Below are 21,566 nucleotides of genomic sequence, written 5' to 3'. Positions count from 1 at the left end.
TATGATTTATAGTATGACGGCCTTTGCTCGCCTCGAATTGAAAAAAGATTGGGGAGATGCGGTATGGGAAATTCGTTCGGTGAACCAGCGTTATTTGGAAAATTTCTTTCGATTACCGGAACAATTTCGCGGTTTGGAGAACGCTTTACGTGAAAAACTTCGTCAAAGTTTGACCCGTGGTAAAATTGAATGTTCTTTGCGTATTGAAAGCAAAAAGCAAACCAATAGCGAACTTAATATTAATCGGGAATTGGCAAGCCAAGTGATTCAATCTTTGCAATGGATTAAAGCGCAGGCAGGCGAGGGTGAAATTAATTTAACGGATGTATTACGTTATCCCGGTGTAGTAGAAGCGCCGGAACAGGATTTAGATAAGATTAGCCAAGATTTATTGAATGCTTTTGATGAGCTGCTGAAAGAGTTTATTGATATGCGTGGTCGCGAAGGGGAGAAATTACAAAGGCTCATTCAACAACGCTTAGATGCTATTGGGGTCGAGACAGATAAAGTGCGGTCACAAATGCCGGCGGTTTTACAATGGCAACGCGAGCGTTTATTACAGCGTTTTGAAGAAGCAAAAATTAGCCTTGATCCACAGCGAGTCGAACAGGAGATGGTTTTATTGGCACAGCGAGTGGATGTCGCAGAGGAGCTTGATCGCTTGCAAATGCACGTAAAAGAAACCGCAAATATCCTAAAAAAAGGTGGGGCTGTTGGGCGTAAATTGGATTTTATGATGCAAGAACTTAACCGTGAATCCAATACATTAGCATCTAAATCTATCAATGCGGATATCACAGCGTCAGCGGTTGAATTAAAAGTATTAATCGAGCAAATGCGTGAGCAAATTCAGAATTTAGAATAGGGGAACGGGATGGCTCAATTTATTCAACTAAATCAATATCAACTGATAGAAGCACAGGGCAGCGATGCCGAAAAATATTTGCAGGGACAACTTACTACTGATGTGGTGGGATTGGCCGGTGGTGCAACTACGATCACCGCACACTGCGATCCGAAGGGTAAAGTGAATGCAATTTTTCGTTTATTGAAAGTCAGTAGTGAACAGTTTTTTTTATTAGTGAGAAAGGATTTATTACCAAGTGCACTGGAAGCATTGAAAAAGTATGCGGTGTTTTCCAAAGTCAGCTTTGATTTACGCGATTGGCAGATTGTTGGGGTAATCGGTGAAAAATGTAGCAAAATTCAACCGCTCTTCACACTGGAAATTGATGAGCAGCGAGCGATTTTACTCAATGAAACCTCATTGGCGGTGAGTTTCAATGCCGATGAACAAGAGTGGGATCTTGCGGATATACAAGCCGGAATTCCTCATTTGAGCGCAAAAATGCAAAATGAATTTATTCCTCAGGCAATGAATTTACAAGCCATTGAGCAAGCCGTTTCTTTTACTAAAGGTTGTTATATTGGACAGGAAACAGTCGCACGAGCCAAGTATCGTGGTGCAAACAAGCGTGCGATGTTCGTTCTAAAAGGTGAAACTCAAGACATACCGGAAATCGGTAGTGAAATTGAAATGCAGCTTGAAAGCCACTGGCGTAAAACCGGTACAATTATAAGTGCGGTTAATATTGATGGCGTTTTGTGGTTACAAGTGGTGATGAATAATGATATTGATACGACTCAAACTTTCCGTTTGCCGAAAGACGATTGTATTCTGACCCTTCAACCTTTGCCATATATACTCAATTAAAATGAATGCGAAATATTATATCGGAATCATGTCCGGTACGAGTTTGGATGGCGTAGATATTGCGTTAGTGGATTTTAGTTTACCTAAACCAAAATTGGTGGCATCGGATTTTACGCCTATGCCAAATGATTTACGTGAAAAAATTACCGCACTTGTGCGATCAGGTGAAACGACATTACAACAGTTGGGAGAGCTAGATCATCAACTTGGCTTGCTTTATGCAGACTGCGTAAACCATTTTCTACAATCCAGGCAGATCCCAACTGAACATATTCAAGCTATCGGCTGCCATGGACAAACGATATGGCATTCACCGCAAGGGAAATTTCCTTTCACAATGCAAATTGGCGATATGAATTTGCTCGCCGCTCGTACCAATATAACAACAGTCGGAGATTTTCGCCGTAAGGATATGGCATTCGGCGGACAAGGCGCACCGCTTGTGCCGGCATTCCATCAGGCTGTTTTTTTTGACCCGAATTATGCCACCGTAGTGTTGAATATTGGCGGAATAAGCAATGTATCCTTGCTGATCCCGAACCAGCCTATTATGGGGTTTGATACCGGTACGGGCAACACATTACTTGATCTGTGGATCGAAAAGCATCTTGGCGTACCCTATGACAAAAATGGTGAATGGGCGGCAACCGGACAATGCAATGAAGAATTATTGGATTACCTGTTAGACGAGCCTTTTTTCCAACAACCTCCACCTAAAAGTACAGGGCGGGAATTATTTAATTTGTCTTGGTTGGAGCAAAAAATTCAACATATTGCTACAAATTCAACCGCACTTTTACCACAGGATATACAGGCAACCTTGGTGGAGTTTACGGTTAGGAGCATTAGCGCAAGCCTAAATAATATCAGTACCACTTTGCCAAAACGGCTGTTGGTTTGTGGTGGAGGCGCAAAAAATAAATTCATTATGCAGCGCCTTGCAAACAGTTTACGAAACTGGGAAATCTACACGACCAACGAATTTGGTATGGATGCAGATTATGTGGAGGCAGCTGCTTTTGCATGGTTGGCTTATCGAAGAATGAATCATCAAACGGGTAATTTACCTGATGTTACCGGTGCACAACAGGCGGTGGGATTAGGTGCCGTTTTTCCGATGCCTTAAACAATGATGACAGAATAATCCAAGCCCCGTGAAATCGTCATTCGTTGTGAATGAATTTATTCACGGATCACATATTTCCAAATAAAAATAAACTAGAATTTAACCGCACTTTATGGTATAAATCGCACCGCTCTTTTTTCCATAAAAAAGAGTGAATTTTTAACTTAAATAACACACACATATCATCAAGGCTTCATCGGGGTGCCAAACGGTCGATGAGCTGATATGTGGAGGCTCAACCCCAATTAAAAGGAAAATATTATGGCACAAGTTTCAATGCGCGATATGATCAACGCAGGCGTACACTTCGGACACCAAACCCGTTACTGGAATCCACAAATGAAACCTTTCATTTTTGGTGCACGTAATGGTGTTCACATCATCAACCTTGAAAAAACCTTACCATTATTCAATGAAGCATTAGCGGAATTAACCCGTATTGCAAGCAATAACGGTAAAGTACTTTTCGTTGGTACAAAGCGTGCTGCGTCTGAAGCCGTTCAAGCTGCAGCATTAGACTGTCAACAATATTATGTAAACCACCGTTGGTTAGGTGGTATGTTGACTAACTGGAAAACAGTACGTCAATCAATTAAACGTTTAAAAGATTTAGAAGCTCAATCTCAAGACGGTACCTTCGATAAATTAACCAAAAAAGAAGCGTTAATGCGTACCCGTGAGATGGAAAAACTTGAATTAAGTCTTGGCGGTATCAAAGATATGGGTGGTTTACCGGATGCGTTATTCGTAATCGGTGCTGACCACGAACACATCGCAGTGAAAGAAGCGAATAATCTTGGTATCCCTGTATTTGCTATCGTTGATACAAACTCTACACCTGCCGGCGTTGATTTCGTTATCCCGGGTAACGACGATGCAACCCGTGCGATTCAACTTTACTTAACGGCAGCAGCTGCCGCAGTAAAAGAAGGTCGTGGTAACGAAGCAGCGGTTACTGAAGAATTAGTCGCTGCGGCAGAAGCGGAATAATTTAAGTTTTGCAATAAGGCGAAAGCCCTTATTAATCAAACGATTAATTGGCACAGGGGCGAGAAATTGCCCCTGTATTTTTATCTAAAAAGTTCGGTGAAAAATAACCGCACTTTCAGACAGAGGATTGGAAAAATGGCTGAAATCACAGCAGCATTAGTAAAAGAACTTCGTGAACGTACCGGTGCCGGTATGATGGAATGTAAAAAAGCATTAGTTGAAGCGAACGGTGATATTGAATTAGCTATCGATAATATGCGTAAATCAGGCCAAGCAAAAGCAGCGAAAAAAGCGGGTCGTGTAGCAGCTGAAGGCGTTATCATTGCACGTGTTGAAACCGGTTTCGGTGTATTAGTGGAAATGAACTGTGAAACCGACTTTGTGGCAAAAGATGGCGGTTTCTTAGCGTTAGCAAATGAAGTAGCTGATTACGCGGCAGCAAATAAAGGCACCACTATTGAACAATTACAAGCACAATTTGAAGAAAAACGTGCGGCATTAGTAGCGAAAATCGGTGAAAATATGACAATCCGCCGTGTAGCTTACTTAGAAGGTAATGTGATCGCTCAATACTTACACGGTGCGAAAATCGGTGTATTAGTTGCCGGTGAAGGTTCAGTTGAAGAATTGAAAAAAGTGGCGATGCACGTTGCAGCATCTAAACCTGATTTCGTCAATCCGGAAGACGTTTCTGCTGAAGTAGTGGAACACGAGCGTCAAATCCAAATCGACATCGCAATTAATTCCGGTAAACCAAAAGAAATCGCAGAAAAAATGGTTGAAGGTCGTATGAAGAAATTCACCGGTGAAGTTTCTTTAACCGGTCAAGCATTCGTTATGGATCCTTCTCAATCTGTGGGTGATTACTTAAAATCAGTGAATACCTCAGTTTCTAATTTCATTCGTTTAGAAGTAGGTGAAGGTATTGAAAAAGTAGAAGAAGATTTCGCAGCAGAAGTGGCAAAAATTACCGGTGGTAATGCTTAATTCTTCTATTTTAAAGATTAAAAAAGCCGATATTAATTTATCGGCTTTTTTATTACTTACGTTTTGGACGAATATCAATAGCGGGATCATCTCCTTTTTCGTATTTCTCATCGATCCGTTTTTGCAAGCCAAAATCGTCTTTATCCATTTCAGGGGAAAATAAATCTTCTTCCCTGGTGAGTTTTGGATTTTTGATACCTATCCAACTTGCAATTCCCTCTACAAAATTTAAACCGGATTTAAATGCCTTATATTCTTTACGTTCAGTATCATCAGATGCAATTTTAAATAATGGAACATTGTGATGGCTACGGCTAAAGCAGTTTTGGTTGAACAACATCACATTATTTTTTTCATCTTGTTGATGGCATAAGCCGTGATCGGCAAAGTAAATCATTGAAAAAGTGCGGTGATTTTTTTGGGCGTTTTCTTGTAATTGCTCATAAACGCGTTTTAAAAATTCATCAGTTTTTTTGATGGAAGAAATGTAACAGTTCAAATAAGCATATTTAGATGTGATTTCATTGTCCTTAAAAATTTTCGGATAGTCTTCTAAGCGATCGCAAGCTAGCGGATGTGAGCCATAAATATGTAATACAATAAAACGCTTACCTTCTATAGGATTTTCCAGTATTTGGACGAATTTTGGTAATAAATCAAAATCACTATAGTTGGTGGAATTAAAACTCCCCCCTTTTTTCAAGAAAAAGGTTTCATCGGATTTTGCAGCAAGAGAGGAGACCGGTGTATCAAATTCCCCCAGTAGCCCTTGATTGGATAGCCAATAGGTTTTAATGTCGGCAGATTTGATGAGATCGACTAAACTTAAATCATAATTCGGTTCCCATTTTTCTTTGTTTGGTAGCGTAAGCATTAAGCGTAAAGATGCAATCGTATTGGTACCGGCAGAGTGAAGCCCATTAATCAGCGTCCCTTTGGCATTGGACATAAAAGGCGTATTTCCCACGGGATAACCATAGGCATGATGATAATCTTGGCGCGCACTTTCGCCGATAATTAGCACATAATCATCGTATCGGGAATGTTCTAACGTTGATTTTCCCCAGTTATCCGAGTGCGACATTTGTTTGAGTTTATTGACTTCATCGTAAATTTTTACAGTTGAATTGACGCTTTCTTTCACGGGATCGGCAAGGGGAAGATGGTAAGCAAAGAGTAATGCTGCCAGTGTGATAAAGGTTTTGTTACGGTAAAATTTAATGCCAAATTTGACCGCACTTTTATACTGTAAAAACACCAATATTGGAATAGAAAAGGCAATGAGGTAGCTAGTCAGTGGAATTTGCAATAAAAATTCTTTAGTTTCCAGCATATCCGTCGCAAAAACGGAAGCAATATATTGATAACTCGGAGCACCGAAATTGAGACCGACAGGGGCATAAATGGCATGAACACAAGCGATCGGCAACAAAATAAAATAGAATGTTTTTTTACTGTTGCTCAATAAAAGAATAAGGGTGGTCGCGAGTAAAATCAGCCCAATATCGGGCTGAGGAAACATACCTGAACCCATTAATATGAAATAACCCGCCACCATGGCACAAATAAAAATCCAAAGTGCGGTTAAAATCTGTAGTATTTTTGGCGTATTCATACTATCTCTAGGAGGAAATAAATGCGCCTATTATCCAGTTTTCAATAAGAATTTCCATCTTTAATATCTTCACTCTTGCACAGTTATTCTATAAAATAAACCAATTTTTTTAGCCCAAAAGGAAAAGATAATGAGCCAACCAATTTACAAACGTATTTTATTGAAATTAAGCGGTGAAGCATTACAAGGTGACGAAGGGTTTGGTATTGACCCGTCAATTCTCGATCGTATGGCGTTAGAGATCAAAGAATTAGTCGAAATGGGTGTAGAAGTTGGTGTCGTGTTAGGTGGGGGAAATTTATTCCGTGGCGCAAAATTGGCGAAAGCCGGTATGAACCGTGTGGTAGGTGACCATATGGGAATGCTTGCGACTGTGATGAATGGTTTGGCGATGCGTGATGCGTTACACCGTGCGGATGTGAATGCAAAGTTAATGTCTGCTTTTCAGTTAAACGGTATTTGCGATACCTATAACTGGTCGGAAGCAATTAAAATGTTACGGGAAAAACGCGTGGTGATTTTCTCTGCCGGAACGGGTAGCCCATTTTTCACGACGGATTCTGCGGCCTGTTTGCGTGGAATTGAAATTGAAGCCGATGTCGTGTTGAAAGCAACCAAAGTCGATGGGGTGTATGATTGTGATCCAGCGAAAAATCCACAAGCGAAGTTGTACCAAAATCTTACTTATGCCGAAGTGATTGATAAAGAATTACAGGTAATGGATTTAGCCGCATTTACTTTAGCCCGTGATCACGGTATGCCGATTCGTGTGTTTAATATGGTTAAACCTGGTGCATTACGTAATGTTGTACTTGGTACAACGGAAGGTACGACTATTTGTTAATTGAATAGGATTAGTGAATTGAACTAGGAAAACGCAATGGAATTGAGTACAATCATTGCGTTTTTAATTTTTACTAAAAGGAACAGAATAAATGATTAATGAAATTAAAAAAGATGCACAAGATCGTATGGATAAAAGCCTTGAAGCGTTAAAAGGTCATATTGCCAAAATTCGTACAGGTCGTGCTCAACCAAGTTTATTAGATGCAATCCAAGTAGAATACTATGGTGCAGCTACGCCACTTCGTCAATTAGCCAATGTGGTGGCGGAAGATGCACGTACTCTTGCTGTAACAGTATTTGATCGTTCATTAATCAGTGCGGTGGAAAAAGCGATTTTAACTTCCGATCTCGGTTTAAATCCGTCTTCTGCCGGTACGACGATTCGCGTACCGCTTCCTCCATTAACGGAAGAACGCCGCCGTGATTTAATTAAAATCGTTAAGGCTGAAGGTGAGCAAGGCAAAGTTGCGATCCGTAATGTCCGCCGTGATGCGAATGATAAAATCAAAGCATTGCTAAAAGATAAAGAAATCAGCGAAAACGAACAACATAAAGCGGAAGAAGATATTCAAAAAATTACCGATCAATTTATTAAAAAAGTTGATGAAGTTTTAGCAGAGAAGGAAAAAGAGCTATTAGATTTTTAGTGGTGATGACATAGAGGCACAAAGATATCCGGTGAATTAATTGTGAAGAATACTCAATCTGATCTTGTTGCGGATGTATCTTTTTCTATTATTTTCCAAGTATCTTTGACACAAAAATAATCTGAATAGCGAAATAAAGGACGCATGGGCGTCCTTTTTATTGAATATAAAGTGCGGTCAAAAATTTATGCAAAAACAAAATATTGTGATTCTTGGTGCGACGGGTTCGATTGGACAAAGTACCCTGTCGGTAATTGAACATAATCCTGAAAAATATCATGCTTTTGCCCTCGTAGGTGGAAAGAGCGTTGAATCAATGTTTGAAAAATGTGTGAAATTTCGACCGCACTTTGCTGCCCTTGATGATGTGACCGCCGCTAATATTTTGCGTGAAAAGCTTTCAGCACAAGGGATTGTAACAGAAGTATTAGCGGGGCAAAAAGCGATTTGCGAATTAGCTGCACACCCTGATGCCGATCAGGTGATGGCGGCGATTGTCGGTGCGGCAGGTTTATTGCCGACGTTATCTGCAATAAAGGCAGGAAAACGCGTGTTGCTAGCTAATAAAGAAGCATTGGTAACCTGTGGAAAAATTTTTATCGATGCCTTGAAACAGCATAATGCCACTTTATTGCCGGTGGATAGCGAACATAATGCGATTTTTCAATCTTTACCGCCTGACGCACAACAAAAAATCGGTTTTTGCCCATTAGCCGAGTTAGGCATTAGTAAAATCCTTCTAACCGGCTCTGGCGGCCCTTTTCGTTATACTCCATTAAATGAGTTTAAACATATCACGCCAGAGCAAGCGGTCGCTCACCCGAATTGGTCAATGGGGAAAAAAATTTCCGTAGATTCCGCCACAATGATGAATAAAGGGTTGGAATATATTGAAGCCCGTTGGTTATTCAATGCAAACGCAGATGAAATGGAGGTGATTATTCACCCACAATCCATCATTCATTCTATGGTGCGTTATGTGGATGGTTCTGTCATTGCGCAAATGGGTAATCCTGATATGAGAACCCCGATTGCCGAAACCATGTCTTATCCTCAACGTACCTTTGCCGGTGTTGAACCTTTGGACTTCTTTAAAATCAAAGAATTAACTTTTATCGAGCCTGATTTTAATCGCTATCCGAATTTAAAACTGGCGATAGAGGCTTTTGCCGAGGGGCAATATGCGACAACGGCAATGAATGCCGCTAATGAAATTGCGGTACAGGCTTTTTTAGAAGGACGTATTTCATTTACCGATATCGCATATATTAATCAAGAATCGGTTTTAAAAATGTCACCTACAATGATTTCTTCTATTGATGATGTGCTTGAGGTGGATAAAAACGCTCGCATACTTGCAGAATCGTTAATTATGCATCGCTAAAAGAGCGGTCAAAAATAATCTTATTTTTTATGATAGAACTTGATAAGAATAATATCCCTGAACACGTTGCGATTATTATGGATGGCAATGGGCGTTGGGCGAAACAACAAAATAAATTGCGTATTTTTGGGCATACGAATGGGGTAGCGGCGGTTCGCCGTGCCGTCACTTATGCTCGTCAAATTGGCGTGAAAGTGTTAACCCTTTATGCCTTCAGCAGTGAAAATTGGAACCGTCCGGAACAGGAAGTCAGTTCGTTGATGACGCTTTTTATGCAAGCCTTGGATCGTGAAGTCAAGAAATTACATAAAAATGATATTCGCCTAAAAATCATTGGTGATACATCACGGTTTAGTGAAAAATTGCGAGAGAAAATTAGAAAAGCTGAAGAACTGACTGAAAAAAATACCGCACTTACGCTGAATATCGCCGCAAATTATGGTGGTTGTTGGGATATTGTACAGGCGGCTAAACAAATTGCGGATAAAGTAAAAAATAATGAGATACAGACGGAAGATATCACCGAGCAATATTTCCAGCAACACCTTGTTACTCAAGATCAGCCTCAAGTGGATTTATTAATTCGTACCAGCGGTGAACAGCGTATTAGCAATTTTTTGCTTTGGCAAATTGCTTATGCGGAACTGTGTTTTTTAGATGTTTTATGGCCGGATTTTAGTGAGAAAGATTTTAATCAAGCCATTGCGAGTTATCAACAACGTCATCGCCGTTTTGGCGGGACAGAATAAGCGGAGAAATTATGCTTAAAGAACGTGTATTATCGGCTATTGTGCTTATTGCATTGGTACTTTGTGCCTTGTTCTTATTTACCCCTTTTTATTTTGCTTTGGCTTTGGGATTGGTGGCGACATTGGGCGTATGGGAATGGACACAATTTGCCCGTTTTAAACAACTTCTCGCCCGTTTGTGTATTAGCGCATTTCTCGGTGCTTTTATTTTTTTATGGCTTTTTACCGAAGGCGATTATTTAAATGCCGGACGTGTTTTTGAAAATTATCTGCCGTTTATATTACTTAATTCCGTGGTTTGGTGGGGCATTGCGTTATTGTTAGTCATCACTTATCCCAACTCCGCAAAATATTGGGGCAAAAATAAGCCGATCCATTTATTGTTTGCGTTCGCAACCTTAATTCCTTTCATTGCTGCCGTTTTGCGATTGCGTTTGGATCATTATACGCAAGATCCTCATCACGGCTTATTTTTACTGCTTTATGTGTTCGTGTTGGTTTGGGCGGCGGATTCCGGGGCGTATTTCGCCGGTCGTGCTTTTGGTAAACATAAACTCGCACCAAAAGTTTCACCGGGTAAAACTTGGGAAGGCGTTTTTGGTGGTTTGATTACCGCTGTTATTCTCGCATGTGTTTTTATTTATTTTTCTCGAGAAACCTTGCTTGGCAACCGTGCAATGACAGGATTTGTCATTCTCTCGGTGGCGACAGTTGCGATTTCAATTTTAGGTGATTTAACAGAAAGTATGTTTAAGCGTGAATCAGGTATCAAGGACAGTAGCCAACTTATTCCCGGTCATGGCGGTATTTTGGATCGTATTGACAGTTTAACGGCGGCAGTTCCCTTTTTTACCTACTTTTATTTCTTTGTCTTATAGGAATTGATAATGTCATTTTTGTGGTCACTAGGTTCTTTTCTGATTGCCATTTCCGTGTTAGTGGCTGTTCATGAATACGGCCATTTTTGGGCGGCACGAAAGTGCGGTGTAAAAGTACATCGTTTTTCTATCGGTTTTGGTAAAGTACTTTGGCGGCGTACTGATAAACAGGGAACAGAATTTGCCTTGTCAATGATCCCATTGGGTGGCTACGTTAAAATGCTGGACGGACGGGCTGAAGACGTTCCCTTGTCGTTAAAATCTCAGGCATTTGATCAAAAATCGGTATTACAACGTGCATTTATTATTGCTGCGGGCCCATTAGCTAATTTTATTTTTGCTATCGTGGCGTATTGGGTAATTTATTCTGTCGGGATGCCAAGTGTAAAACCGGTGATTGAGAGTGTCACGCAAAATTCCATCGCAGCGCAAGCAAAAATCGAAGCCAATTCACAAATTATGACAATTGATGGACAAGAAGCACCGGATTGGGAAACCATTAATATGCTATTAGCGACAAAGCTAGGGGAATCTCAAGTGGAGATTGGTTTTTCGCCTTTTGGTTCAAGTGTCACCTATGAAAAACGTTTGGATTTATCCGATTGGAGCTTTGATCCGGAAAAAGAAAGCGCTTTTGAATCTTTGGGAATGATCCCTGTTCGTGCGAAAGTAGAGATGACGCTATCAAAAGTCGTGGATCATTCCCCAGCTCAAAAAGCCGGTTTGCAAGTGGGGGATAAAATTTTAAATGAAAATTTGACCGCACTTTCATGGCAGGAGTTTGTAAAACTGGTCGAACAAGGCCAACCTATTTCTTTGAAAGTTGAACGTGACGGCAATATTTTTGACAAAACGGTGCAACCGGAAAAAAATAAAGAGGATCGTTGGTTTGTGGGGATAAGCCCAACCTTTTTAAATGTTGGCGAGCAGTATCGAACAGAATTAAAATATGGTATTCTTGACGCCCTGTCGAAAAGTGTAGAAAAAACGGCGCAATTGTCTTGGTTAACCGTTAAAGTGATTGGCAAATTATTTACCGGTGATCTTTCTTTAAATAATTTAAGCGGTCCGATTTCGATTGCAAAAGGTGCAGGCGCTTCATCAAGTGTAGGGTGGATTTATTTCCTGAGCTTTATGGCGTTAATCAGCGTCAATTTAGGTATTATGAATTTATTTCCGTTGCCGGTACTGGATGGTGGACATTTGGTGTTTTTGGCAGCAGAAGGTATTAAAGGAAATCCTGTTTCCGAGCAGGTACAAAATTTAAGTTATCGCATTGGTGCGGCATTGCTATTAACCTTAATGGTATTTGCACTTTTCAACGATTTCTTACGTTTATAAATTTTTATAGTAAATAGGATACAGTCGATGAAAAAACTTCTAATCGCAAGTTTATTATTCGGTACGACAGCAAGCGTGTTTGCTGCCCCTTTCTTGGCAAAAAACATTCGCGTTGATGGCGTTCAGGGTGAATTAGAACAACAAATTCTCGCGAGTTTGCCGGTTCGTTCAGGTCAACGTGTGACTGATAACGATGTGGCAAATATTGTTCGCAATTTATTCGTAAGTGGTCGATTTGATGATGTGAAAGCTTATCGTGACGGTGATTCTCTTGTGGTAAGCGTAATTGCTAAACCGATTATTTCGGAAGTGCATATTAAAGGTAATTCCTTAATTCCAACGGAAGCATTAAAACAAAATCTGGATGCGAATGGTTTCAAAGCCGGTGATGTACTGAATCGTGCGAAACTTGACGAGTTCGTTAAAGGTGTGAGAGAACACTACAAAAGCATAGGACGTTATAATGCGAAGGTCGATGCGATTGTGAATACGCTGCCAAATAATCGTGCGGAGATTAATCTTCAAATTGATGAAGATGATACGGCAAAATTAAAATCCGTCACCTTTAACGGCAATAAAGCGGTTTCCAGCAGTACATTACAAGAACAAATGGACTTGCAACCGGATGCATGGTGGAAACTATGGGGTAACAAATTTGATGCAACTCAATTTGATAAAGATTTGCAATCGATCCAACAGTACTATCAAAACAATGGTTATGCTAAAGCGCATGTTACCAATACTGATGTGAAGCTAAATGATGAGCAAACCAAAGCGGAAGTGACAATCGATATTAATGAAGGTGAAAAATACGATTTAGCCAGTGCACGTATTGTCGGTAATTTAGGTGGAATGGCAGAGGAATTGCAGCCGTTATTAAACAGCCTTCACTTGAATGAAACTTTTAGCAGAGCGGATGTTACCGATGTTGAAAATGCCATCAAAGCAAAACTGGGTGAGCGTGGTTATGGTAGTGCAACCGTCAACAGTGCGCCAACATTTGATGATGTGAATAAAACAATCGCACTAACTTTTGTCGTTGATGCGGGTCGTCGTTTATCCGTTCGTCAAGTCCAATTTGAAGGAAATACGGTTTCAGCCGACAGTACATTACGTCAAGAAATGCGTCAGCAAGAAGGAGCTTGGTATAACTCCCAGTTAGTTGAATTGGGTAAAATCCGTTTAGATAGAACCGGTTTCTTTGAAACAGTGGAAAGCCGTGTTGCTCCGATTGAAGGAAGCAATGACGAAGTTAATGTTGTGTATAAAGTAAAAGAGCGTAACACAGGTAGTATTAACTTCGGGGTAGGTTATGGTACGGAAAGCGGTATCAGTTACCAAGCCAGCATTAAACAGGATAACTTTTTAGGTACAGGGGCTGCGGTAAGTTTAGCCGGTTCCCGTAATGATTACGGTACGACGATCAACCTTGGTTACACCGAACCGTACTTTACAAAAGATGGGGTAAGTTTAGGCGGTAACGTGTTCTATGAAACTTACGATAACTCCGATAGTGATACTTCATCAACCTATAAACGTACGACTTATGGTGGTAATGTTACTTTAGGCTTCCCGGTCAATGAAAATAACTCATACTATATAGGATTAGGTTACACTTATAATAAAATCAGTAACTTCTCTAAAGAATATAATCGTGACCTTTATTTGGAATCAATGAATTTTGATGCAACATCATCGAAACCTCGGATTAAATCTCATGATTTTGATTTATCTTTTGGGTGGAATTATAACAGTCTAAACCGTGGTTATTTTCCAACTAAAGGGGTAAGAGCAAATATTGGTGGTCGTGTCACGATTCCGGGATCCGATAATAAATATTATAAACTAAATGCAGATATTGAAGGTTACTATCCGCTTGATCGTGAGCATCGTTGGGTGATTTCAGGTAAAGCCGGAGCCGGTTATGCAAACGGTTTTGGCGGTAAACGTTTACCGTTCTACCAAAACTATACGGCGGGGGGAATCGGCTCACTACGTGGTTTTGCGTATGGTGCAATAGGTCCTGAGGCGATTTACTATGTCAATGACTGTCAGGGTGGTAAGGCTGATTACTGTGGCCGTAATGGCGATATCGTTGGTGGTAATGCAATTGCTACTGCAAGTATGGAACTAATTGTACCTACACCATTTATTTCAGATAAGAGCCAAAACTCGGTAAGAACCTCGTTGTTTGTTGATGCGGCAAGCGTTTGGAATACAAAATGGACGGCACAGGACAAAGCAAGATTCCCTAATTTGCCGGATTATAGTGATCCAAGTCGCATTCGTACATCTGCAGGGGTAGGCTTCCAATGGCAATCGCCAATCGGTCCGTTGGTATTCTCCTATGCTAAACCGATCAAAAAATATGAAAACGACGATGTAGAGCAATTCCAATTTAGCATTGGTGGTTCTTTTTAATCGAACTTTTTATTTATTATTTAGTCAAAACAGACACTTGCACAGCAAATGTTTACGCTGTGCAAGCATGATTAACTACTTAACCTAATAAGGAAATTTCAATGAAAAATGTTTTAAAAGTAACCGCACTTTCAGTAGGTATTGCGCTTGCATCAGGTTTTGCCGCAGCAAATGAAAATATTGCATTTATTAACGCAGGATATTTATTCCAAAATCATCCGGATCGCCAAGCTATTGCAGATAAATTAGATGCAGAATTGAAACCGACGGCAGATAAATTGGCTGCAAGCAAAAAAGAAATTGATAACAAAATTGCTGCATCACGTAAAAAAGTAGAAGCAAAGGTTGAAGCATTGAAAAAAGATGCACCGCGTTTACGTCAAGCTGAAATTCAAAAACGTGAACAAGAAATTAATAAATTTGGTGCTAATGAAGAAGCTGCATTAACTAAGTTGATGCAAGAGCAAGATAAGAAAGTAGCGGAATTCCAAGAAGAAAGCGACAAACGTCAAGCAGAAGCGCGTGCAAAATTATTAGAAAGCATCCAAGTGGCAACCAATAATTTAGCCAAAGCAAAAGGTTATACTTACGTTCTTGATGCAAATTCAGTCGTATTTGCAGTAGAAGGCAAAGATATTACCGAAGAGGTATTAAAATCTATTCCTGTAACTGAAAAAGCGGCTGAGCCAGCCAAAGCAGAAGAGAAAAAATAATAGGTTCTCATAATGCAAAAATCCTATTCTTTACAAGAATTGGCTAATCAAATCGGCGCTACCCTTCGTGGTAACGCCGATGTTGTTGTAGCAAATATCGCTCCTCTCGATAAAGCGCAAGCTCATCAACTCACTTTCATTTCCAATGCAAAATTTCGTCCGTTATTAAAAGAATCTAAAGCCGGCATTTTAGTCGTATCTGAAGCCGATGTTGAATTTTGTGCGAAAGAAAGCAATTTACTCATCGTCAAAGATCCTTATGTGGCTTATGCAATTTTAGCCCAATATATGGATACCACACCAAAAGCTGCACAAGGTATCGCGCCAAGTGCGGTTATTTCCGAAGGTGTTTCTTTAGGTGAAAATGTATCAATTGGGGCAAATAGCGTTATTGAAGAAGGCGCTGTATTAGGCGATAACGTAATTATCGGTGCAAATTGCTTTGTGGGTAAAAACACAAAAATTGCTGCAGGCACGCAACTCTGGGCAAATGTGACCATCTATCACGATGTCGAAATTGGTAAAAACTGTTTAATTCAATCCGGAGCGGTGATTGGTAGTGATGGTTTTGGGTATGCCAATGATCGAGGTCGTTGGATTAAAATCCCTCAAGTGGGACAAGTCATTATTGGTAACAATGTTGAAATCGGTGCTTGTACTTGTATCGATCGAGGCGCATTGGATGCAACAGTGATAGAAGATAACGTGATTATCGATAATCTCTGCCAAATTGCTCATAATGTTCACATCGGTACAGGCACAGCGGTTGCCGGTGGCGTGATTATGGCTGGCAGCCTGACGGTAGGGCGTTACTGTTTAATTGGCGGGGCAAGTGTGATCAATGGTCACATGGAAATCTGCGATAAGGTGACCATTACCGGCATGGGGATGGTGATGCGGCCAATTACTGAACCGGGTGTTTATTCTTCCGGTATTCCGTTGCAAACAAACAAAGAATGGCGGAAAACCGCCGCTTTGACGTTGGGAATTGATGGAATGAATAAGCGTTTGAAAGCGCTCGAAAAGAAAATCGGTTAATCTGCTTTAAAAACGCACCGCACTTTTGTGGTGCGTTTTGTTTTTACCCATAAATATCGTATAATTCATGGGAATTTAGTTTTTATTTGTAAAGGTATCCACGTGTCAGAACAGCAATCAAGAGTGATCGAAGCAAAAGAAATTATGACTTTATTACCACACCGTTATCCATTCTTATTGGTGGATCGCGTGTTGGATTTCAAGGAAGGCGAATGGCTAAAAGCCGTTAAAAATATCAGTGTTAATGAACCTTGTTTTACCGGTCACTTCCCCGGCGAACCTATTTTACCGGGAGTATTGATTTTAGAAGCGCTTGCACAGGCGATGGGAATTCTGGCATTCAAAACCCATGAATTAAAAGGTGGGGAATTATTCTATTTTGCAGGAATTGATGAAGCCCGTTTTAAACGTCCTGTGTTACCGGGAGATCAAATGGAATTAAATGTTCAAGTCATCAAGGAACGTCGTGGAATTACCGCCTTTACCGGTATTGCAACCGTTAACGGCGAAATTGCTTGTGAAGCGAAATTAATGTGCGCACGTCGCTAATAATAAGGGGATAAATATGATCCATCCTAGTGCAAAAATTCACCCTACGGCACTCGTTGAAGAAGGAGCAGTTATAGGTGAAGGGGTTTTTATTGGTCCTTTTTGTATTGTTGAAGGTACAGTTGAGATTAAAGCACGTACCGTACTGAAATCACACGTAGTTGTGCGTGGCGATACAGTGATTGGTGAAGATAATGAAATTTATCAATTTGCCAGTATTGGTGAAGTGAACCAAGATTTAAAATATAAAGGCGAAGCGACAAAAACCATTATCGGTAATGCCAATAGAATTCGCGAACACGTCACAATCCATCGGGGCACGATTCAAGGTGGCGGTATAACCCGTATCGGTAATAATAATCTGCTGATGATTAACGTCCATGTGGCACACGATTGCCAAATTAAAAATAATTGTATCTTAGCCAATAATGCGACCCTTGCCGGTCATGTTGAATTAGATGATTTTGTGATTGTGGGGGGAATGTCCGCCATTCATCAATTTGTGATTGTGGGGGCGCACGTGATGTTAGGTGGGGGCTCAATGGTCAGCCAAGATGTACCACCTTATGTGATGGCACAAGGTAACCATGCCCGTCCGTTTGGTGTGAATTTAGAAGGGTTAAAACGCCGTGGATTTGATAAACCGACAATGCACGCCATTCGTAATGTGTATAAAATGATTTACCGTAGCGGTAAAACCCTTGAGGAAATCATCCCTGAGATTGAACAAATCGCTGAAACCGATTCCGCAATTAGTTTTTTCACCGATTTTTTCAAACGCTCAACGCGCGGTATTATTCGTTAATCACGAACTTTTATCCTCCTTTCGAAACGGAGATTTCCAAGAAATTAGTGTTAAATCAACCGCACTTTAATCTTAAAAGTGCGGTTATTTTTTAGGATAAATTTAATGAATAAAGAAAATCTTACTATCGCCTTGGTTGCGGGCGAAATCTCAGGTGATATTCTCGGCGCCGGCTTGATTCGCCAGCTGAAAAGCCATTATCCTAATGCCCGTTTTATCGGTATTGCCGGACCTAAAATGTTAGCCGAAGGTTGCGAAACTTTAGTGGATATGGAAGAACTTTCCGTCATGGGATTGGCTGAAGTGGTGAGACATTTACCTCGTTTGCTAAAAATCCGTAAAAAGGTGATTCAAACCATGTTGCATGAAAAGCCCGATGTGTATATCGGTATTGATGCACCGGATTTTAATTTAGATGTTGAGCTAAAACTCAAAGCCAACGGCATTAAAACGATTCATTATGTTAGCCCTTCCGTGTGGGCATGGCGTCAGAATCGAATTCACAAAATCGCCAAAGCCACCCACCAAGTATTGGCATTTTTGCCTTTTGAAAAAGCCTTTTATGATAAATTTAACGTGCCTTGCCGTTTTGTTGGTCACACCATGGCAGATGCGATTCCCCTTAAACCGAATCGAGTTGAGGCGTGCCAATTTCTCAATATTGATCCGACGCAACGTTATTTAGCGATACTGGTAGGAAGTCGGGGCTCGGAAGTTGAATTTCTAGCTGATCCTTTTTTGAAAACCGCCTTATTGTTGAAGGCGCAATTTCCTGATTTACAGTTTCTTGTTCCCTTAGTGAATGAAAAGCGTCGCCAACAATTTGAAGCCATTAAGGCACGAGTTGCACCGGATTTAGCCATACATCTAATCGACGGCAATGCACGCCAAGTGTTGATGGTCGCACAAGCAACATTATTGGCTTCCGGCACCGCTGCTCTTGAGGCAATGTTATGTAAATCACCGATGGTGGTGGGCTATAAAATGAAACCTCTCACTTATTTATTAGCAAAACGCTTAGTGAAAACGGACTATATTTCCCTACCAAATTTACTTGCTAATGAAATGCTCGTGCCGGAGATGATTCAAGAAGATTGTGAACCCACATTACTTGCTGAAAAACTGGCGGTATATTTATCTGACGAAGAAAGTGCGGTTAAAAATCGCCACGTTTTAATTCAACGTTTCACGGATTTACACCAACAAATCCAATGTGATGCGGATAAACAGGCAGCCCAAGCAGTGATTGATTTATTAGAGGAAAAGCAAAATGTTTGACTATCCGCAAGGCTATGAACTTATTGCCGGTGTTGATGAAGTGGGACGAGGCCCTTTAGTAGGGGCGGTAGTAACTGCGGCGGTGATTTTAGATCCGAATCATCCCATTGAAGGCTTAGCCGATTCTAAAAAATTGACGGAAAAAAAACGTCTTGCGCTTGCTGAAGAAATTAAACAAAAAGCCCTTGCATGGTCATTGGGGCGTGCGGAAGCGGAAGAAATTGATGAACTGAATATTTTACAGGCCTCCTTACTTGCGATGACACGGGCGGTAAAATCCTTAAAAGTTCAACCGCACTTTGTGCTGGTGGACGGCAATAAAATTCCAAAAGATCTTACTATTCCCGCCCAAGCCATTGTGAAAGGCGATAGTCTAGTGGCGGAAATAAGTGCGGCTTCCATTCTGGCAAAGGTGGCACGGGATCAGGAAATGGAAGCCTTAGATCGTCAATATCCCGAATATGCGTTTGCTCAACATAAAGGCTATCCGACCAAGTTACACTTAGAAAAATTAGCCGAATTGGGCGCATTGCCACAGCACCGCCGTAGTTTCGCACCGGTTCGCAAAGTATTAGAAAATCGCTAAAGATGAGGGAAAGGAGATGAATACCATATTTACCAATGCACTTTGGGTCAGCCCGCTTTTTTGGACCCTTGCTTTGTTAGCGGTTGCCGTGATTTTATTCGTGAGAAATAAAGTGAGAATGGATGCGGTCGCACTTTTGGTGATGTTGGCGTTCTATTTGAGCGGTATTTTAACCACTAATGAGATTTTCGCTGGTTTTAGTGACCCGAATATTATTTTGATTGCCTTATTATTCATTATCGGTGAAGGGCTAGTGCGTACCGGCGTGGCTTATCAAGTGAGTGAAGGGATCTTAAAACTTGCCGGCAATAGTGAAACTAAAGTTTTGGTATTACTGATGCTTGCCGTGGCTGGGTTAGGGGCGTTTATGAGTTCCACCGGAGTCGTCGCGATTTTCATCCCTGTCGTATTGATGATTTGTCGCCAAATGAATCTTTCCCCAAAACGTTTAATGATGCCGTTGAGTGTGGCGGGTTTGATAAGCGGTATGATGACACTTATCGCCACTGCACCGAACTTAGTCGTAAATGCTGAGTTGATTAAAGATGCCGGCGTACGCTTACACTTTTTTGACTTTACACCAATTGGCTTAGTGATTTTATTATTAGGCATGGGTTATATGTTACTCACTCGCCGATGGCTTGGTGCGAATGTTACGACAGAAAATCAAGAAAATGATCAACGTTCCATGGTGGAGCTGATTGATGAATACGGTCTGCGTAACCGTACTAAACGTTTTGTAGTGCGTACCGGTTCACCTTTTATCGGTAAAAACTTAGATGAATTACATTTACGCTCCAGCTATGGATTGAATGTATTGGCGATTGAACGCTGGAAACGTTTTCGCCCAACTTATATGATGCCTCTTGCGACCTCGGAAATTCACGAAAAAGATATTTTGATGATTGATATTGGTCAACAAGAATTTAATTTAGCGGAGTTCTGTCAAACCCATAATTTAGAACCGGCAGAAATTAAATCTCAATCATTTGATGAGCAGGCGAAATCTATTGGAATGGCAGAGTTAGCTTTAGTGCCGGGGTCTGCATTAATTGATAAAACCACAGAAGAGCTGGCATTTCGTTCTCGCTATGGATTAAATGTGGTGGGGATCAAACGGGATGGCGAGCTGATTTCCGACAGCTTTTCCGGTACCCCTTATAAACTTGGTGATTTAATTCTCGTTATTGGCGATTGGAAAGTGATTCAACAAATGCGTAACCGCACCAAGGATTTTGTGGTGCTTACCTATCCGAAAGAAATGGATCGTGTTGCACCAGCACAAAGCCAAGCACCGCAAGCCCTCCTTTCCGTGTTGGTGATGGTGTTATTAATGGTATCCGGTGTTGTACCCAATGTGATTGCAGCGCTCATCGGTTGTTTAATGTTGGGCTATTTCCGTTGTGTCGATGCAAAAAGTGCTTATGATTCCATTCATTGGCCAAGTTTAATTTTGATTATCGGTATGATGCCCTTTGCCACAGCATTACAAAAAACCGGCGGGATTCAACTTGCGGTGGAAGGAATGCTACAGCTGATGGGTAATTGGGGAATGCACCTCGTGCTGATGATGTTATTTATTTTCTGCGCGGTCGTCGGATTGTTTATTTCCAATACTGCGACGGCAATTTTGGTTGCGCCTATTGCTATTTCGTTAGCCCAACAGCTTCAAGTATCGCCTATTCCTTTTGCTATGGTGGTTGCCATTGCCGCTTCCGCTGCCTTTATGACGCCGGTATCTTCACCGGTGAATACGATGGTGATGGGGCCGGGTGGATATAAATTTAGTGACTTTTTAAAAATTGGTGTGCCCTTTACATTGATTGTCATGGTTGTCAGTGTGTTTTTAATTCCACTTTTATTTCCATTTTAAACATTAAGATTTGATACAAAAATTTA

General features: G+C 40.9%; 20 protein-coding genes. 19 read left to right on the top strand and 1 reads right to left on the bottom strand.

Features of this window, described 5'->3' with window-relative positions:
- Position 1: 1 nt before the first annotated feature.
- From BKG94_RS04145 to tsf, 5 genes are all read left to right on the top strand, one after another.
- Positions 2 to 865, top strand: coding sequence for a YicC/YloC family endoribonuclease (locus BKG94_RS04145; protein ID WP_077434491.1), 864 nt, complete (start codon positions 2 to 4; stop codon positions 863 to 865).
- A gap of 9 nt (positions 866 to 874) precedes the next feature.
- Positions 875 to 1,714 carry a CAF17-like 4Fe-4S cluster assembly/insertion protein YgfZ gene (ygfZ, locus tag BKG94_RS04140; RefSeq protein WP_077434489.1) on the top strand — a complete coding sequence of 280 codons (840 nt, stop codon included), beginning with the start codon at positions 875 to 877 and terminating at the stop codon, positions 1,712 to 1,714.
- 1 nt (position 1,715) lies between these two features.
- Complete coding sequence (locus BKG94_RS04135; RefSeq protein ID WP_077434487.1) at positions 1,716 to 2,840, top strand: anhydro-N-acetylmuramic acid kinase; 1,125 nt, start codon at positions 1,716 to 1,718, stop codon at positions 2,838 to 2,840.
- Between the two features lie 261 nt (positions 2,841 to 3,101).
- Positions 3,102 to 3,830, top strand: coding sequence for a 30S ribosomal protein S2 (gene rpsB, locus BKG94_RS04130; protein WP_077434485.1), 729 nt, complete (start codon positions 3,102 to 3,104; stop codon positions 3,828 to 3,830).
- Positions 3,831 to 3,965: 135 nt separating this feature from the next.
- Positions 3,966 to 4,817, top strand: coding sequence for a translation elongation factor Ts (gene tsf, locus BKG94_RS04125; RefSeq protein WP_077434483.1), 852 nt, complete (start codon positions 3,966 to 3,968; stop codon positions 4,815 to 4,817).
- 52 nt (positions 4,818 to 4,869) lie between these two features.
- On the opposite strand, the gene BKG94_RS04120 is transcribed toward tsf, so the two are convergent.
- Positions 4,870 to 6,432: a phosphoethanolamine transferase gene (locus tag BKG94_RS04120; RefSeq protein ID WP_077434481.1), complete on the bottom strand. Its 1,563-nt coding sequence runs from the start codon at positions 6,430 to 6,432 to the stop codon at positions 4,870 to 4,872.
- 130 nt (positions 6,433 to 6,562) lie between these two features.
- On the opposite strand from BKG94_RS04120, the gene pyrH reads away from it, so the two are divergent.
- The 14 genes from pyrH (at position 6,563) to BKG94_RS04050 (ending at position 21,540) form a co-directional block, all read left to right on the top strand.
- Positions 6,563 to 7,276: a UMP kinase gene (gene pyrH / locus BKG94_RS04115; RefSeq protein WP_077434479.1), complete on the top strand. Its 714-nt coding sequence runs from the start codon at positions 6,563 to 6,565 to the stop codon at positions 7,274 to 7,276.
- A 91-nt stretch (positions 7,277 to 7,367) separates the two neighbouring features.
- A complete protein-coding gene (gene frr, locus BKG94_RS04110; RefSeq protein WP_077434477.1) occupies positions 7,368 to 7,925 on the top strand; it encodes a ribosome recycling factor in 558 nt (185 codons plus the stop codon).
- A gap of 187 nt (positions 7,926 to 8,112) precedes the next feature.
- A complete protein-coding gene (ispC, locus tag BKG94_RS04105; protein ID WP_077434475.1) occupies positions 8,113 to 9,309 on the top strand; it encodes a 1-deoxy-D-xylulose-5-phosphate reductoisomerase in 1,197 nt (398 codons plus the stop codon).
- Between the two features lie 29 nt (positions 9,310 to 9,338).
- A complete protein-coding gene (gene uppS / locus BKG94_RS04100) occupies positions 9,339 to 10,058 on the top strand; it encodes a polyprenyl diphosphate synthase (protein ID WP_077434473.1) in 720 nt (239 codons plus the stop codon).
- Positions 10,059 to 10,069: 11 nt separating this feature from the next.
- Positions 10,070 to 10,936: a phosphatidate cytidylyltransferase gene (locus BKG94_RS04095; RefSeq protein WP_077434471.1), complete on the top strand. Its 867-nt coding sequence runs from the start codon at positions 10,070 to 10,072 to the stop codon at positions 10,934 to 10,936.
- Positions 10,937 to 10,945: 9 nt separating this feature from the next.
- The gene (gene rseP / locus BKG94_RS04090) at positions 10,946 to 12,277 is read left to right on the top strand and encodes a sigma E protease regulator RseP (RefSeq protein ID WP_077434469.1); all 1,332 of its coding nucleotides are present in this window, start codon (positions 10,946 to 10,948) and stop codon (positions 12,275 to 12,277) included.
- 27 nt (positions 12,278 to 12,304) lie between these two features.
- Positions 12,305 to 14,698 carry an outer membrane protein assembly factor BamA gene (bamA, locus tag BKG94_RS04085; RefSeq protein WP_077434467.1) on the top strand — a complete coding sequence of 798 codons (2,394 nt, stop codon included), beginning with the start codon at positions 12,305 to 12,307 and terminating at the stop codon, positions 14,696 to 14,698.
- A gap of 101 nt (positions 14,699 to 14,799) precedes the next feature.
- Entirely contained in the window at positions 14,800 to 15,411 is a 612-nt protein-coding gene (locus BKG94_RS04080) for an OmpH/Skp family outer membrane protein (protein ID WP_077434465.1), read from the top strand.
- A 12-nt stretch (positions 15,412 to 15,423) separates the two neighbouring features.
- On the top strand, positions 15,424 to 16,449 hold the full coding sequence (lpxD, locus tag BKG94_RS04075; RefSeq protein WP_077434463.1) for a UDP-3-O-(3-hydroxymyristoyl)glucosamine N-acyltransferase: 1,026 nt from the start codon (positions 15,424 to 15,426) through the stop codon (positions 16,447 to 16,449).
- A gap of 102 nt (positions 16,450 to 16,551) precedes the next feature.
- On the top strand, positions 16,552 to 16,998 hold the full coding sequence (gene fabZ, locus BKG94_RS04070; protein WP_077434461.1) for a 3-hydroxyacyl-ACP dehydratase FabZ: 447 nt from the start codon (positions 16,552 to 16,554) through the stop codon (positions 16,996 to 16,998).
- Positions 16,999 to 17,014: 16 nt separating this feature from the next.
- Positions 17,015 to 17,803, top strand: a complete 789-nt coding sequence (lpxA, locus tag BKG94_RS04065) for an acyl-ACP--UDP-N-acetylglucosamine O-acyltransferase (protein WP_077434459.1) — start codon at positions 17,015 to 17,017, stop codon at positions 17,801 to 17,803.
- Between the two features lie 105 nt (positions 17,804 to 17,908).
- Positions 17,909 to 19,081, top strand: a complete 1,173-nt coding sequence (gene lpxB, locus BKG94_RS04060; RefSeq protein ID WP_077434457.1) for a lipid-A-disaccharide synthase — start codon at positions 17,909 to 17,911, stop codon at positions 19,079 to 19,081.
- Complete coding sequence (gene rnhB / locus BKG94_RS04055) at positions 19,074 to 19,667, top strand: ribonuclease HII (protein ID WP_077434455.1); 594 nt, start codon at positions 19,074 to 19,076, stop codon at positions 19,665 to 19,667. The genes lpxB and rnhB overlap by 8 nt, the downstream gene beginning before the upstream one ends.
- 16 nt (positions 19,668 to 19,683) lie before the next feature.
- Positions 19,684 to 21,540 carry an SLC13 family permease gene (locus BKG94_RS04050; protein WP_077434453.1) on the top strand — a complete coding sequence of 619 codons (1,857 nt, stop codon included), beginning with the start codon at positions 19,684 to 19,686 and terminating at the stop codon, positions 21,538 to 21,540.
- The last annotated feature ends 26 nt before the right edge of the window (positions 21,541 to 21,566 follow it).

The sequence above is a fragment of the Rodentibacter ratti genome, assembly GCF_002000485.1.
Taxonomy (GTDB): Bacteria; Pseudomonadota; Gammaproteobacteria; order Enterobacterales; family Pasteurellaceae; genus Rodentibacter; species Rodentibacter ratti.
Note: the sequence above shows the minus strand (reverse complement) of the source record. Positions and strands in the feature narration are given on the sequence as shown.